At 66.4% G+C, this 15,019-nt stretch carries 14 protein-coding genes and 1 tRNA gene; 9 read left to right on the forward strand and 6 right to left on the reverse strand.

What is annotated here, in order from left to right; genetic code table 11:
* The first annotated feature begins 49 nt into the window (after positions 1 to 49).
* Positions 50 to 406: an ATP-dependent Clp protease adapter ClpS gene (gene clpS, locus KF892_02615; GenBank protein MBX3623879.1), complete on the forward strand. Its 357-nt coding sequence runs from the start codon at positions 50 to 52 to the stop codon at positions 404 to 406.
* Entirely contained in the window at positions 403 to 2,703 is a 2,301-nt protein-coding gene (gene clpA / locus KF892_02620; protein MBX3623880.1) for an ATP-dependent Clp protease ATP-binding subunit ClpA, read from the forward strand. Before clpS ends, clpA begins: the two co-directional genes overlap by 4 nt.
* A 41-nt stretch (positions 2,704 to 2,744) precedes the next feature.
* Here clpA and KF892_02625 read toward each other — a convergent pair whose 3' ends face one another.
* From KF892_02625 to KF892_02650, 6 genes are read right to left on the reverse strand one after another with little or no spacing between them, the layout of a single operon-like run.
* Positions 2,745 to 3,524 (reverse strand): zinc-dependent peptidase, encoded by a 780-nt coding sequence (locus tag KF892_02625; GenBank protein ID MBX3623881.1) that lies wholly within the window; start codon positions 3,522 to 3,524, stop codon positions 2,745 to 2,747.
* 5 nt (positions 3,525 to 3,529) lie between these two features.
* Positions 3,530 to 4,333, reverse strand: a complete 804-nt coding sequence (locus KF892_02630; GenBank protein MBX3623882.1) for a UDP-2,3-diacylglucosamine diphosphatase — start codon at positions 4,331 to 4,333, stop codon at positions 3,530 to 3,532.
* 20 nt (positions 4,334 to 4,353) lie between these two features.
* Positions 4,354 to 4,854, reverse strand: a complete 501-nt coding sequence (locus tag KF892_02635) for a peptidyl-prolyl cis-trans isomerase (protein ID MBX3623883.1) — start codon at positions 4,852 to 4,854, stop codon at positions 4,354 to 4,356.
* Position 4,855: 1 nt separating this feature from the next.
* A complete protein-coding gene (locus KF892_02640; GenBank protein ID MBX3623884.1) occupies positions 4,856 to 5,419 on the reverse strand; it encodes a peptidyl-prolyl cis-trans isomerase in 564 nt (187 codons plus the stop codon).
* Positions 5,416 to 6,639, reverse strand: a complete 1,224-nt coding sequence (locus KF892_02645) for a L,D-transpeptidase (protein MBX3623885.1) — start codon at positions 6,637 to 6,639, stop codon at positions 5,416 to 5,418. Before KF892_02645 ends, KF892_02640 begins: the two co-directional genes overlap by 4 nt.
* A 29-nt stretch (positions 6,640 to 6,668) precedes the next feature.
* Positions 6,669 to 7,706 (reverse strand): tetratricopeptide repeat protein, encoded by a 1,038-nt coding sequence (locus tag KF892_02650; GenBank protein ID MBX3623886.1) that lies wholly within the window; start codon positions 7,704 to 7,706, stop codon positions 6,669 to 6,671.
* 262 nt (positions 7,707 to 7,968) lie between these two features.
* Between KF892_02650 and cysS the strand changes: the two genes are divergently transcribed.
* The 7 genes from cysS (at position 7,969) to KF892_02685 (ending at position 15,013) form a co-directional block, all read left to right on the forward strand.
* Entirely contained in the window at positions 7,969 to 9,357 is a 1,389-nt protein-coding gene (cysS, locus tag KF892_02655; GenBank protein ID MBX3623887.1) for a cysteine--tRNA ligase, read from the forward strand.
* Positions 9,358 to 9,427: 70 nt separating this feature from the next.
* Positions 9,428 to 10,000 carry a DNA-3-methyladenine glycosylase 2 family protein gene (locus KF892_02660; GenBank protein ID MBX3623888.1) on the forward strand — a complete coding sequence of 191 codons (573 nt, stop codon included), beginning with the start codon at positions 9,428 to 9,430 and terminating at the stop codon, positions 9,998 to 10,000.
* A gap of 79 nt (positions 10,001 to 10,079) precedes the next feature.
* Entirely contained in the window at positions 10,080 to 11,051 is a 972-nt protein-coding gene (locus tag KF892_02665) for an acetyl-CoA carboxylase carboxyltransferase subunit alpha (GenBank protein MBX3623889.1), read from the forward strand.
* Positions 11,020 to 12,336: a tRNA lysidine(34) synthetase TilS gene (gene tilS, locus KF892_02670; GenBank protein ID MBX3623890.1), complete on the forward strand. Its 1,317-nt coding sequence runs from the start codon at positions 11,020 to 11,022 to the stop codon at positions 12,334 to 12,336. The genes KF892_02665 and tilS overlap by 32 nt, the downstream gene beginning before the upstream one ends.
* Before the next feature lie 35 nt (positions 12,337 to 12,371).
* Positions 12,372 to 13,640 (forward strand): aspartate kinase, encoded by a 1,269-nt coding sequence (locus KF892_02675; protein MBX3623891.1) that lies wholly within the window; start codon positions 12,372 to 12,374, stop codon positions 13,638 to 13,640.
* A 49-nt stretch (positions 13,641 to 13,689) separates the two neighbouring features.
* A tRNA-Ser gene (locus KF892_02680) sits at positions 13,690 to 13,782 on the forward strand.
* A 115-nt stretch (positions 13,783 to 13,897) separates the two neighbouring features.
* Complete coding sequence (locus tag KF892_02685; GenBank protein ID MBX3623892.1) at positions 13,898 to 15,013, forward strand: metallophosphoesterase; 1,116 nt, start codon at positions 13,898 to 13,900, stop codon at positions 15,011 to 15,013.
* The last annotated feature ends 6 nt before the right edge of the window (positions 15,014 to 15,019 follow it).

The following is a 15,019-nucleotide window of genomic DNA, read 5'->3' on the forward strand; positions in this document are numbered from 1 at the left end:
AATATCCCAGACACTGAAGCGCGAAGCATCAACTCATTAGAATGAATCCATGCCTGACGACACCCCTCCACCGCCCAAGCCTCCCAAGGCTGTGCCGCCGCCCGAGCGCGGCCAGGGCGCGGTTGTCGCCGAGCGCAAGACGGCCAAGACAGAGCCGCCCCGGATGTTCCAGGTGGTGCTCCTCAACGACGACTACACGCCGATGGAGTTTGTCGTGATGGTGCTTCAGGAATATTTCAAACGCGACCTCGAGACCGCGACGCAGATCATGCTCAAGGTGCACAAGGAAGGCCGTGGTGTCTGCGGTGTCTACACCAAGGACGTGGCGGCCACGAAAGTCGAACTGGTGTTGACCGCTGCCCGTCGTGGCGGCCACCCACTGCAATGCATTATGGAGGCCGCATGATTGCGCAAGAGCTTGAGGTCAGCCTGCACATGGCGTTCGTCGAGGCGCGCCAGCAGCGCCACGAATTCATCACCGTCGAGCATCTGCTGATGGCGCTGCTCGACAACCCGTCGGCCGCTGAAGTGCTGCGGGCCTGCTCGGCCAACATCGATGAGTTGCGCAAGAGCCTGGCGCAGTTCATCAAGGAAAACACGCCCACCGTGGGCGGCACCGAAGAGGTCGACACCCAGCCGACGCTCGGCTTCCAGCGCGTGATCCAGCGCGCGATCATGCATGTGCAGTCCACCGGCAGCGGCAAGAAGGAAGTGACCGGCGCCAACGTGCTGGTTGCGATCTTCGGCGAGAAGGATTCGCACGCGGTCTACTACCTGCACCAGCAAGGCGTGACGCGTCTCGACGTGGTGAACTTCATCGCCCACGGCATCAAGAAGACCGACCCGCCCGAGCAGCCGAAGTCCAACGAAGGTTCCAGCGGCGAAGGCGAGAAGGAAGAGGGCGAATCCAAGGGCTCGCCGCTCGACCAGTTCACGCAAAACCTCAACCAGATGGCCCGCGACGGCAAGATCGATCCGCTGATCGGCCGCGAGCACGAGGTCGAGCGCGTCATCCAGATCCTGTGCCGCCGCCGCAAGAACAACCCGCTGCTGGTGGGTGAGGCCGGCGTGGGCAAGACCGCCATCGCCGAAGGTCTCGCCTGGCGCATCACGCAGAGCGAAGTGCCCGAGATCCTGGCCGACGCGCAGGTCTATGCGCTCGACATGGGCGCCTTGCTCGCCGGCACCAAGTACCGCGGTGATTTCGAGCAACGCCTGAAGAGCGTGCTCAAGCACCTGAAGGACCAGCCGAACGCGGTGCTCTTCATCGACGAGATCCACACGCTGATCGGCGCGGGCGCCGCCTCGGGCGGCACGCTCGACGCGAGCAACCTGCTCAAGCCGGCGCTCAGCTCGGGCCAGATGAAGTGCATTGGCGCGACCACCTTCACCGAGTACCGCGGCATCTTCGAGAAGGATGCGGCGCTGTCGCGTCGCTTCCAGAAGGTCGACGTGGTCGAGCCTTCGGTCGAGCAGACGGTCGAGATCCTGAAGGGCCTGAAGTCGCGCTTCGAAGAGCACCACAGCGTGAAGTACGCGCTGGGCGCCCTGCAGGCCGCAGCTGAGTTGTCGGCCAAGTTCATCAACGACCGTCACCTGCCCGACAAGGCGATCGACGTGATCGACGAGGCCGGTGCCGCGCAACGCATCCTGCCCAAGAGCAAGCAGAAGAAGACCATCACCCGCAACGAGGTCGAAGAGATCGTCGCAAAGATCGCGCGCATCCCGCCGACCAGCGTGTCGAACGACGACCGCTCCAAGCTCAAGACGCTCGAGCGCGACCTCAACAGCGTTGTGTTCGGCCAGGAGCCGGCCATCGAAGCGTTGGCGGCTGCCATCAAGATGGCACGCTCCGGCTTGGGCAAGCCCGACAAGCCGATCGGCTCGTTCCTCTTCAGCGGCCCCACCGGCGTCGGCAAGACCGAAGTCGCGAAGCAGCTGGCGTTCATCCTCGGCATCGAGCTGATCCGCTTCGACATGAGCGAGTACATGGAGCGCCATGCGGTCAGCCGCCTGATTGGCGCGCCTCCGGGCTACGTCGGTTTCGACCAGGGCGGCCTGCTGACCGAAGCCGTCACGAAGAAGCCGCACGCCGTGCTGCTGCTTGACGAAATCGAGAAGGCGCACCCGGATGTCTTCAACGTGCTGCTGCAGGTCATGGACCACGGCTCGCTCACCGACAACAACGGGCGCAAGGCCGACTTCCGCAACGTCATCATCATCATGACGACCAACGCGGGCGCCGAGACCATGAACAAGGCGACCATCGGCTTCACCACCTCGCGCGAGCAGGGTGACGAGATGGCCGACATCAAGCGCCTGTTCACGCCGGAGTTCCGCAACCGCCTGGACGCGACCGTCAGCTTCCGTGCGCTCGATGAGGAAATCATCATGCGCGTGGTCGACAAGTTCCTGCTGCAGCTGGAAGCGCAACTGGCCGAGAAGAAGGTGGAAGTGACCTTCAGCGACGCCCTGCGCAAGCATCTGGCGAAGAAGGGCTTCGACCCGCTGATGGGCGCGCGCCCGATGCAGCGCCTGATCCAGGACACGATCCGCCGTGCTCTGGCCGACGAGCTGCTGTTCGGCCGCCTGGTCGATGGGGGCCGCCTGGCGGTCGACCTCGATGCCGAAGGCAAGGTCGTCCTCGACATCCAGCCGCCGAAGAAGAGCGACAAGCCCAAGGCCGAGCCGGCCACGGCCTGAGCCTTTGCGGCAGATTGAACGGGGCCTTCGGGCCCCGTTTTTCATGGGGCGCGGCGCTCGGCCGGGTCTTGCCGGAAAAAGCCCTTCAGCAGCTCGTAGAGGTAAGGGTCGTCGTCGCGCAACGCCGCACCGGCCACGAAAAAACCCTCACAGGCGACGGCGAAGAACTCACTGACCGACTCGGCGCCATATGGGTCAAGCACGGTGTCGGCGCCGGCATCGAGGCGGCGCACGAGACGCAAGTGGCTCGCCTCGATGACGCGCCGCCAGTGTTCTCTCGATGCGGCGTCTGGCAGTGGCGGGATTCCGGTGGCATCGCCACTGCGCAGCTCGATCACGTGGGCGAACTCGTGGATCACGACGTTGTAGACCGGCCCGTCGGTGTGGGCGGCATCGGTGACGCCACGCCAGCTGAGCATCATCGGGCCGTCGCCCAGGGCTTCGCCGACCAACGCTTCCTCGTAGTGGTGCACCACGCCGAATTCGTCGGTCACCTCGCGGGCTGCGACCACTTCGTCGGGGTGCAGCACGATGGTCACGAAGCTGTCGTACCAGTGCAGGCCCAGCTCGAGCACCGGCAGGCAGGCCTGCGCGGCGATGGTCACGGCCATGTCGTCCGTGACGTCGAGCCCACCCGCGCCGGTGAACTCTTTGTCTGCAAGGAATAGGGTGGCCATGTCGCGCAGACGCTGTGCTTCGGCGGGGGTCAGCGCCGCGAGGAAGGCGTAACGCGCCAGGGTCGATTGCCACATCGCATCGGGGATCGGCCGTGTGGCCAGGGTGCGTCGTTCGCGCCAGCGGCGCCAGGCGGCGAGCACCATCGTGGTCAGGGGGCCAACGCTTGTGCGAGCGGCAGACGCTGAAAGCCCTGGTGCGTGAGGCGCAGCACTTCTGCGCGATGGGGGCGGTGGTCGAGTTCCCAGTCGGACAGCACATGCCGCTCGCAGCCGTCACCCAGCGGCTGCGATGCAGGCCGGTGCGTGTGGCCGTGCACCATCGTCGTCGACGATGCGGCGCGCAGCCAGCTCTGCGCTTCGGGGGTGTCGACGTCAGCCCATTCTTCTGGCGAGGTTTGCGATGTCTTGCGGGCTTCGCTTTGCTGGCGCACCTGCCGTGCGTATTCGCGGCGTGCGGCCAGCGGCTGCGCGAGGAACTGCTGCTGCCACGCCGGGCTGCGCACCATCGCGCGGAACGCCTGGTACTCGGTGTCGGCGAGGCACAGCGCGTCGCCGTGGGTGAGCAGCACGCGCTGGCCGAAGGCGAGCAGCAGCGTGGGGTCGGCGAGGGCGGTGACCCCACAGTCTTTCAACAGCGCGTCACCGACGAGAAAGTCGCGGTTGCCGACCAGGAAGGCGAGGCTGCGTGTTGCCGAGGCCTCGCGCAGCACCTGCGCACAGTCGGCCTCGAAGCCCTCGAAACGGGAATCGTCACCTACCCACACCTCGAACAGGTCGCCGAGGATGAGCACCGCATCGGCCGGCGTGTCGCGCAGGTACGAGGCCCAGGCCTCGAAGGTGCGCGGGGTGTCGGCGCTCAGGTGCAGGTCGGAGATGAAGTCGATGCGCCGCCAGTGCGCATCGGCGTGAAGCTCGGGCGGCGCGTGAGCCGTGTCACGGGGCGTGTCGCTCATCGCGCCGCATGCTCCTCACGTCAGACGACGACAGCCTTGGTGATGACCACGTCTTCCAGCGGCACGTCACCGTGGCCGCCGCGGTTGCCGGTCTTCACGCCTTCGATCGCGTCGACCACGTCCTGGCCCGAGACGACCTTGCCGAACACGGCGTAGCCCCAGCCGTTGGGCGACTCCGACTTGAAGTTGAGGAAGTCGTTGTCGGTGCTGTTGATGAAGAACTGCGCCGAAGCCGAGTGCGGGGCGCTCGTGCGCGCCATCGCGATCGTGTAGTGGTCGTTCTTCAGACCGTTGTTGGCTTCGTTCTGGATGGGCGCATCGGTGGGCTTCTGCTTCATGCCGGGCTCGAAGCCGCCGCCCTGGATCATGAAACCCTTGATCACGCGGTGGAAGACCGTGCCGTCGTAGTGGCCCTTCTCGACATAGGACACGAAGTTGGCGACGGTCACCGGTGCCTTCGCTTCGTCGAGCTCGAGGCGGATGTTGCCCTTGTTGGTCTGCAGTTCGATGGTCTTGCTCATGTCATTTCTCCAGGGTGGCTTTCTTGATCACGACGGGCTCGACGGGCACGTTGGCGTGAGGGGGCTTGTTGCCGGTCTTGACCAGGCGGATCTTGTCGACCACGTCCATGCCCGAAACGACCTTGCCGAACACGGCGTAGCCGTTGCCGGGGCCGCGGGCGTTGAGGGCGTCGTTGTCGTTGACGTTGATGAAGAACTGCGAGGTGGCCGAATCGGGGATGCTGGTGCGGGCCATCGCGATCGTGCCGCGCAGGTTCTTCAGGCCGTTGTCGGCTTCGAGCGGGATGGGGGCGCGGGTCTTCTTCTCGTTCATGTCGGCCGTCATGCCGCCGCCCTGGATCATGAAGCCGTCGATCACGCGGTGGAAGACGGTGCCGTCGTAGTGGCCGGCCTTCACGTACTGCACGAAGTTGTCGACCGTCTTGGGCGCCTTGGCCGCGTCGAGTTCGACCACGATGTCGCCCATCGAGGTGGCGAGCTTGACCTTCTGGGCATGGGCGGCAAGGCTCGCGCCGAGGCCGATCACGGCAGCGGCGAGCACGGGCAACCAGCGGGTTTTCATCATCCGATCACTCCTTCGAAAAAGATCTTCCATTGTCCACCCTCCTTGCCCCAGTACTGGCGCTTCATGGGGCCGCTGACCTGGCCTTTGAGCACTTCGCCGAAGGTCACGATCAGCACCTCGCTGGTGTCTCGCCACGACAGGATGGAGAGTTCCTTCAGCTCGGACTCGCGGCCGCGCGCCGCGTTCACTTCGCGGCTCATCATTTGCGACCACTGCGCGAGGTCGGCGGTGCCGCTCGTGAACTGTGTCGAGTAGAACGACATCAGCTTGCTCAGGTCACCGCGTGAGCGTGCCTGCCGCCATTGCTCCACCAGGGCTCGCGCGGCCGTGCGCTCGCGCTCGGTGTGGCTCTGTGCCACCCACTCGATCTTCGGCGCGATGATGACCGGCGTGCGGCGTGGCGACACCTCGCGCAGCAGTCGCAGCAGGTCGTCGTTGGCGAGCACCACGCAGCCGTCGGTGCTTTGCGGCGCGCGCGCATAGTTCTCGGGTGGCACGCCGTGCAGCCAGATGCCGCCGCCGGTCTTGCCGCGGCGACGGTCGTATTCGTTGGGGTAGTTGAGCGTGAGCGCACCCGGGCCGTAGAAATCTTTCAGCTGGCGGGCTTCGAGGCGGCTGGTGATGAAGTACACGCCGAGCGGCGTGCGCTGGTCGCCTTGCTCCTTCTTGTCGACACCGAGGCGGCCGAGCGAGACGTAGTGGTCGGCGATGAGGCGCAGGCCTCGTGCATCGTTCTCGAAGAGGTAGAGCCGCGAGCGGCTGGCATCGACGGCAATCGCGTGGCGGGTGCTGGTCGGCAGGTCGATGAACTGACGCGGAATGGCCTGGCTTGGCGGGCGCTCGGTGAGGGCGGCCAGGCGCACGGCCGCTTCCTGGCGCAGCTGCGCCCAGTTGGCCGCTGCCGAGGCCGGCAGTTCGGACGGTGCAACGTCGAGCGACCCGAGCTTGCCGCGTCGCGTGAGCAGCAGGTCACCGTAGACGAGCTGGGCCAGCTGGAAATTGGGCACGTCGCGTGCGAGCGACTCGGCCTTGGCGAGCGCCTGGCGCGTGTCGCCGCCGCGGATGAGGCGGTACACCTCGATGAGCCTGGCTTCGGGTGACGCGGGGCTAGGTGCGGCGGCGTTGCTCTTCGCGGCAGGCGGGGCCGCGAGCGCCGGAAGCGAGGCGCCGAGGGCGCAGGCCGCCACGACGGTGGCGCCAAGCCAAGCCTTGTGCGCCACCCGGGTGCGCTGAGCCAGTCTCGCGGGGCTCACGAGCCGGTGCTTTCCTTCTGGATCAGCCAGCGGCCCGACACCTTTACCAGCTCGAGCGTCTTGCGGCTGGAGACCTTGAGCGTATCGGCGTTGTACTGCTGGCGAAATTGCACGATGGCCTTGTCGCCTTGCACGCGCGTTTCGATTGCGCTGAGCGCGACCGAGATGCTGCGCTTGCCTTCGATGCGCGCGCGGCGCTCGGCTTCCCATGCCTTGCGGTTCTTGCCGCCATTGAAGGCGGGCGTGTAGGCCGCGATGTAGGCCTCGACGTCCTTGCGACTCCAGGCGCTGGCCCAGGCCTGCACCGCGGCTTGCACGTCCTGATCGGCATTGCTCGCCGCGGGCGCCACGGGTGCGGCCGGCGTGGCAGTCACTGGGCGTGGTGCCGGGGGTGTAGGGCTGGCCTTCGCGACCGTCGCCGGTGCCGGGGCGGGAGCCGGAACGGGTGGGGGGGCGGGCGGTGCCGGCGGCTTGGTGGTCGCGACCGGCTTCGCGCTTGCCACGGCCAACGCAGCGCTCTTTGGCGCGAAGAGGTCGCGGATCATCGCGAGCTTCGGGCCGACCTTCGCGGTGTTGTTGCCGTCTACCTGCAGGGCCTTCGAATAGGCTTGGCTTGCGAGCTTTGCATAGACATCGCCGAGGTTCTCGTAGGCGGTCGCGTAGCTGGGGTTGGTGCGGATGGCCGACTCCAGCGCACGCCGGGCCTGGTCGTACTGGCCTTGCTTGCTGTAGAGCACGGCCAGGTTGTTGTACGGCTCGGGCAATTCAGGGAAGTCTTCTGTCAGCTTCACGAAGATCGCCGTGGCCTCGACGCTCCTGCCTTGTTCGGCGACCGCGAGACCCTTCAGGAAGCGCATGCGCGCATCGCGCGGGTGGGTCGCGAGGAACTGGTCGGCCTTCTGCACGGCTTCGGCCCACTGGCCTGCGTTGAACAGGCGATCGACGTCGGCGTACTCGTCGGCATGCGCGCCGGTAGCGAAGGTCATCGCCGCCGCAACGGCAAGGCTCAGAAGCGGAAAGGGTAGACGTGCCATCGGCGTCGTGAGGTGGGTTGGTTGCGCCGAGATGAGGCGCCTGGGGGACTTGGGCGAGCCTTCGGTGGGCACTTGCGCAAGAGGGAAATGACGGGAGACGCCCCTTGAAACGCCCTCGAAAGCCCGGCCGCTATACTCCGAAAATTGTATCGCAGGCCCACTGTCCGACAGCCGTTCAACAGCCCCAGCGCCAGTGCTTCAACCTGAAGCCGGCCGGTTGAATTTCACAGCATCGGGCACCTTCCAGCTCCCAGTCCATCCGATGACCTTGCGCATCTTCAACACCTTGACCCGCCAGACCGAGGTGTTCGCTCCCATCGAGCCCAACCATGTGCGCATGTACGTCTGCGGCATGACCATCTACGACCTGTGCCACGTGGGGCACGCGCGTTTCATGATGGCCTTCGACGTGGTGGCCCGCTGGCTGCGGGCCTCGGGTTACCGCGTCACCTACGTGCGCAACATCACCGACATCGACGACAAGATCATCAAGCGTGCGCTCGAGCGCAACATCCCCATTCGCCAGCTCACCGCCGAGATGACGCAGGCGATGCACGAAGACGTGGCCGCGCTCGGCATCGAGCCGCCGACCCACGAGCCGCGTGCCACCGACTACGTGCCGCAGATGCTCGACATGATCGGCAAGCTCGAGCGCAACGGTTTTGCCTACCGCGCCTCCAATGGCGACGTGAACTACTCGGTGCGCAAGTTCGAGGGCTACGGCAAGCTCTCTGGCAAGTCGCTCGACCAGCTGCGTGCCGGCGAGCGTGTGGCCGTGCTCGACGGCAAGGACGATCCGCTCGACTTCGTGCTGTGGAAGTCGGCCAAACCCACCGAGCCCGACGACGCCAAGTGGGCCAGCGACTACGGCCCGGGCCGCCCGGGCTGGCACATCGAATGCTCGGCCATGAGCTGCGCGCTGCTCGGCGAGCAGTTCGACATCCACGGCGGCGGCATGGACCTGCAATTCCCTCACCACGAGAACGAGATCGCGCAGAGCGAAGGCGCGACCGGCAAGCGCTTCGTCAACCTGTGGATGCACAACGGCTTCCTCAACGTCGTGAACGACGAAGGCGAGGGCGTGAAGATGTCGAAGTCACTCGGCAATTTCTTCACCATCCGCGACGTGCTCAAGCACTACGACGGCGAGACGCTGCGCTTCTTCATGCTGCGCACGCACTACCGCAGCCCGCTGAACTTCGGTGATGCGAACCTGCAGGACGCACGCAACGGACTGCGTCGCCTCTACACCGCGCTGCTCGATCTCGACGTGCCCGCCGTGCCCGTCGACTGGGCGCAGCCGCAAGCCGCTCGCTTCCGCGACGCGATGAACGAGGACTTCAGCACGCCCGAGGCGGTGGCCATCCTGTTCGAGCTGGCCGGCGATGTGAACCGCGCGAGGTCACCGGAGCAAGCAGCGCTCCTCAAAGGGCTCGCCGGTCTGCTCGGCCTCTTGCAGCAGAACCCGCGCGCCTATCTGCAGGGGGGCGCTGGCATTGACGACGCGTCGATCCAGGCCAGGATCGACGAGCGAGCGGCCGCCAAGAAAGCGCGCGACTTCGCACTCGCCGACCAGATCCGCAAGGAGCTCCTCGCACAAGGCATCGTGCTGCAGGACTCGCCGCAAGGCACCACCTGGACCAAGGCCTGATCCGGTGCGCACCGTCACCCCCGACTATTGGGACGAGGCGTGCAAGCACCTCGCCAAACGCGACCGCGTGATGCGCAAGCTCATTCCCCAGTGCGGGGAAGGGCAGTTGCAGAGCCGCGGTGACGCGTTCACGACGCTGGCGCGCTCCATCGTCGGCCAGCAGATCTCGGTCAAGGCCGCACAGGCGGTGTGGGATCGCTTCGTCGCCTTGATGGATGGTGCGCCCACACGGGTGCTGCCCGCGGCCGTGGCGCAGATCGAGGCCGCGGTGCTGCGCAGCGCCGGCCTGTCGGCGCGCAAGGTGGAATACCTGCTCGACCTGGCCCAGCATTTCGAGTCGGGCAAGGTCCATGTGCGCCAGTGGCAGCAGATGGACGACGAGGCCATCATCGAGGAGCTGGTCGCCATCCGCGGCATCGGTCGCTGGACGGCCGAGATGTTCCTGATCTTCCACCTCATGCGGCCCAACGTGCTGCCGCTCGACGACGTGGGGCTGATCAAGGGCATCAGCATCAACTACTTCAGCGGAGAGCCCGTTTCCAGGGCCGAAGCGCGTGAAGTGGGCGACGCCTGGGCCCCCTTTCGCTCGGTGGCCACGTGGTACATTTGGCGCAGCCTCGACCCTCTGCCTGTGGCTTATTGAGACCCTGTCTCTGATTGAGACTCTTCTCGCCTCACGCACAACGCGCGCCCTGCGCGTCAACACACCGGGATCCTGACGGATGAGCAAACGACACTTTCTCGAGTTCGAGCAACCCATTGCCGAGCTTGAAACCAAGATCGAAGAGCTGCGCTACGTACAAAGCGAATCGGCGGTCGACATCTCCGAAGAGATCGACCGGCTCGGCAAGAAGAGCCAGCAGCTCATCAAGGACATCTACTCCAACCTGACCCCGTGGCAGGTCACGCAGATCTCTCGTCATACGCAGCGACCGTATGCGATGGACTACATCAACGAGGTCTTCACCGACTTCCAGGAACTGCGCGGCGACCGCCACTTCGCCGACGACCAGTCCATCGTCGGCGGCCTCGCCCGCTTCAACGGACAGGCCTGCATGGTCATCGGTCACCAGAAGGGCCGTGACACGAAAGAGCGAGCGATGCGCAACTTCGGCATGTCGCGCCCCGAGGGCTACCGCAAGGCGCTGCGCCTGATGAAGCTGGCCGAGAAGTTCGGCCTGCCGGTGTTCACCTTCGTCGACACGCCGGGTGCCTACCCGGGCATCGGCGCTGAAGAGCGTGGCCAGTCCGAGGCGATTGGCCGCAACATCTTCGAGATGGCCCAGCTCGAAGTGCCGATCATCGTCACCATCATCGGCGAGGGCGGCTCCGGTGGTGCGCTGGCCATCAGCGTGGGCGACCAGGTGCTGATGCTGCAGTACGCGGTGTACTCGGTCATCTCGCCGGAAGGCTGCGCGTCGATCCTGTGGAAGACCGCCGAACGTGCGTCCGACGCGGCCGAAGCGCTCGGCATCACGGCACACCGGCTCAAGGCACTCGGGCTGGTCGACAAGATCGTCAACGAACCCGTCGGCGGCGCGCACCGCGACCCGAAGCAGATGTGCGCCTTCCTCAAGCGCGCACTCAACGACGCGCTGCGCCAGGTCGTCGACCTCAAGCCCAAGGAATTGCTGCAGCGGCGCTACGAACGTCTGCAGTCCTATGGCCGCTTCACGGACACCAGCGACCGCTGATCCGCCACGACGCATCGCGGTGGCCTACAGCGCCGGCCGCGATTCCACCGCCCTGCTTCATGCCACCGCCACCGCCGCGGTGGGGCAGGGCGTTGAAGTTCTGGCCCTCCATGTTCACCACGGGCTGAGCGCCCACGCCGACGAGTGGCTGCTGCATGCGCAGCGGCAATGCGCCCGGTGGGCGAAGCAGGGCTTGCCCTTGCGGCTGTGCGCGCATCGCCTCACGGGCCGACCCGAGACCGGCGAAAGCATCGAAGCCTGGGCCCGGCGCGAGCGCTACCGGGCGCTGCGCGAGATGGCGCTGCGCGAGGGCGCTTCGGTGGTGCTGCTCGCCCACCACCAGCGCGACCAGGCCGAGACCTTGCTGCTTCAAGCCCTGCGCGGCGCGGGTGTGGCCGGTCTGGCTGGCATGCCGCAGGCGGCCGAACGTGACGGCGTGCGTTGGGAGAGGCCCTGGCTGCAGCGCCCTCGTTCGGCGATCGAAGCCTATGTGCGGCAGCACCGCCTGCGTTTCGTCGACGACGACAGCAACGAGCACCCGCGTTTCGCACGCAACCGCCTGCGTCTCGAGGTGTGGCCGGCGCTGGCACAAGCATTTCCTCATGCCGAGGCCAGCCTGGCCGATGCAGCAGCGTGGGCGGCGCAGGCGACCGACGCCCTGGCGGAGCTAGCCGCGATCGACTTGGCCGACGTGGCCGACGCCCGCGGCCTGCAGGTCGCGGCCTGGCAGCGGCTCAGCGCGTCGAGGCGGGTCAACGCCTTGCGTGCGTGGCTGCTGCGCGAAGGCGGGGCGTTGCCAAGTTCGTCGCTGTTGCAGCGCCTGCAGGTCGAGTTGCCTGGTCCGGGCGAGGCACGCTGGGAATGGCCACCAGGTGACCTGCACCGACATCGTGGCCGCTTGACGCACAAGCCCGCAGACGCTGCGCCTGCCTCGGAGCCGGAAGCGGCCTTGCGCATCGAGGGCCCCGGTCGTTATCCGCTGCCCGGCTGGGGTGGCGAGCTGGTCGCCTCGCGCACCCGTGAAGGCGGCGTGCACACCGCATGGTTGGCGCAACTCGAACTGCGCCCGCGCAGCGGCGGCGAGCAGTTCATGGCCGGCATCGGCCGACCGGCGCGCAGCTTGAAGAAGCAATACCAGGCCGCCGAGGTGCCGGCCTGGGAACGCGACGGGCCGCTCGTCTACAGCGGTGGCCAGCTGGTCTTCGTGCCCGGCCTGGGCATTGATGCACGCGTGCAGGCGCTGCCCGGCCAGCCGCGGCTGCGCCTGCGCTGGCAGCGCGGCTAAAATGCGCGGTTTCCCTCCTTTGACCGGCTCTTTTCATGGCACTCATCGTTCACAAATACGGCGGCACTTCCATGGGCTCCACGGAGCGCATTCGCAATGTCGCCAAACGCGTGGCCAAGTGGGCGCGCGCGGGGCACCAGATGGTCGTCGTGCCCTCGGCGATGAGCGGCGAGACGAATCGCCTGCTGGGCCTGGCCAAGGAGCTGTCGCCCGAGATTGCGAGCGACGGCGTGCTGCGTGAGCTGGACATGATCGCCTCCACCGGCGAGCAGGTGTCGGTGGGCTTGCTCTCCATCGCGCTGCAGGCTGAAGGCCTGCAAGCCGTGAGCTACGCAGGCTGGCAGGTGCCCATCGCCACCGACTCGTCGTACACCAAGGCACGCATCCAGAGCATCGACGACAAGCGCGTGCGTGCGGATCTGGCCGCCGGCAAGGTGGTCGTCATCACCGGCTTCCAGGGCGTTGACGACAAGGGCAACATCACCACGCTCGGCCGTGGCGGCTCCGACACCTCGGCCGTGGCCGTGGCGGCCGCGATGAAGGCCGACGAATGCCTGATCTACACCGACGTCGATGGCGTCTACACCACCGACCCGCGCATCGTGCCCGACGCGCGCCGCCTGCACACCGTGAGCTTCGAAGAGATGCTCGAGATGGCGAGCCTCGGCTCCAAGGTGCTGCAGATCCGTTCGGTCGAATTCGCCGGCAAGTACCGCGTGCCCACACGTGTGCTCTCCAGCTTCACCCCCTGGGACATCGACCTCGCCGAAGAGGCCAAGTCCGGCACCCTGATCACTTTTGAGGAAGACGAAAAAATGGAACAAGCCGTTGTTGCAGGCATCGCGTTCAACCGTGACGAAGCCAAGATCACCGTCGCCGGCGTGCCCGACAAGCCCGGCATCGCCTTCCAGATCCTCGGGCCCGTGGCCGAAGCCAACATCGACGTCGACGTGATCATCCAGAACGTGTCGCACGACGGGAAGACCGACTTCTCGTTCACCGTGCACCGCAACGACTACGCCCGCACCATCGACCTGCTGAAGAACAAGGTGCTGCAGCAGATGGGCGCCAAGGAAGTGACCGGCGACAACAAGATCTGCAAGGTCAGCATCGTCGGCATCGGCATGCGCTCGCACGTGGGCGTGGCGGCCAAGATGTTCCGCTGCCTGTCGGAAGAGGGCATCAACATCCAGATGATCACCACCAGCGAGATCAAGACCAGCGTGGTGATCGACGAGAAGTACATGGAACTCGCCGTGCGCGCGCTCCACAAGGCTTTCGAGCTCGAACAACAACCTGCTTGAGCGTTGCGCTTTGAGGGCGATGTTCTGAACTAGAATGCCGCCCTGTGCTGGAGTCGTGACCGAGTGGCCGAAGGTGCTCCCCTGCTAAGGGAGTATGTGGGCAAAACCTGCATCGAGGGTTCGAATCCCTCCGACTCCGCCAGCCAGATAGCAAAAGCCCCGCTCGCGGGGCTTTTTTTCGTCTGGACTCCGCGCTCCATTGAACTGACGCACAGTCGGGCCCATCTGCCGGCTCTCACCGACTGCGATCCCGCGCCATGTCGCTCACCCCGATTTCGTTCATCGTCGCACTCCTGCACTTCTACATCGGCTGGCGGCTCGTGCCGCAGCTGGACGGCGTGTCAGCGTGGGGGCTGGCGGTGGTGCTCGTCGCCTCGGCCGTGCTGATGCCGCTCAGCATGACCTCCCGGCGCATGCAGAACCGCCAGGCCGCCGAGGCCTTCGCGTGGGTCGGTTTCGTCTTCATGGGGCTCTTTTCGTCGCTGCTGGTGCTGACCTTGCTGAGAGAGCTGGTGCTGCTGATCGGTTCGCTCGCCGGAGCCTCTGCTCAACTCGCGCGCTGGACAGGGCAAGGAGTGCCCGTCATCGCCGTGCTCGTCACGCTGTGGGGCTTCGTCAACGCGCGCCGCCGTGCCCGCGTGGTCCATGTCGAGGTGCCCATCGCCGGCCTGCCGCTGTCGCTGCAAGGCTTCACCATCGCGCAGATCAGCGACATCCACGTCGGCCCCACGATCAAGGCGCCGTACCTGCGCGCCATCGTCGACACGGTCAACCAGCTCGACGCCGACATGGTGGCCGTCACCGGCGACCTGGTCGATGGCAGCGTGCGCGAGCTGAGCCCCCACGTGGCGCCGCTCGCCGAACTGCGCTCGCGCCACGGCACCTTCTTCGTCACCGGCAACCACGAGTACTACTCCGGCGCCCACGCCTGGATCGCCGAGCTGAAGCGGCTCGGCATCCGTGTGCTGCTCAACGAGCACGTCGTCCTGCAACACGGTGCCGCGCCCCTGGTGCTGGCAGGCGTGGCCGACTACACGGCGCATCTCTTCGACCCCGCCCACCGCAGCGACCCGCAGCGCGCCCTGGCCGGTGCGCCGGCCGATGCCACGCGCGTGCTGCTCGCCCACCAGCCGCGCAGTGCCGAGGTGGCCGAGCGCGCCGGCTTCCAGTTGCAGCTCTCGGGGCACACGCACGGGGGCCAGTTCTTCCCGTGGAATTTCTTCGTGCCGCTGCAGCAGCCGTTCACCGCGGGCCTGCACCGCCTGCGCGGCCTGTGGGTATACGTGAGCCGGGGAACGGGTTACTGGGGCCCGCCCAAGCGGCTTGGCGCGCCGTCCGAGGTCACCCGCGTGGTGCTGGTGCCGGCACCCTGAGCCTGC

The organism is Rhizobacter sp. (assembly GCA_019635355.1).
In the GTDB taxonomy this organism is placed as follows: Bacteria; Pseudomonadota; Gammaproteobacteria; order Burkholderiales; family Burkholderiaceae_C; genus Rhizobacter.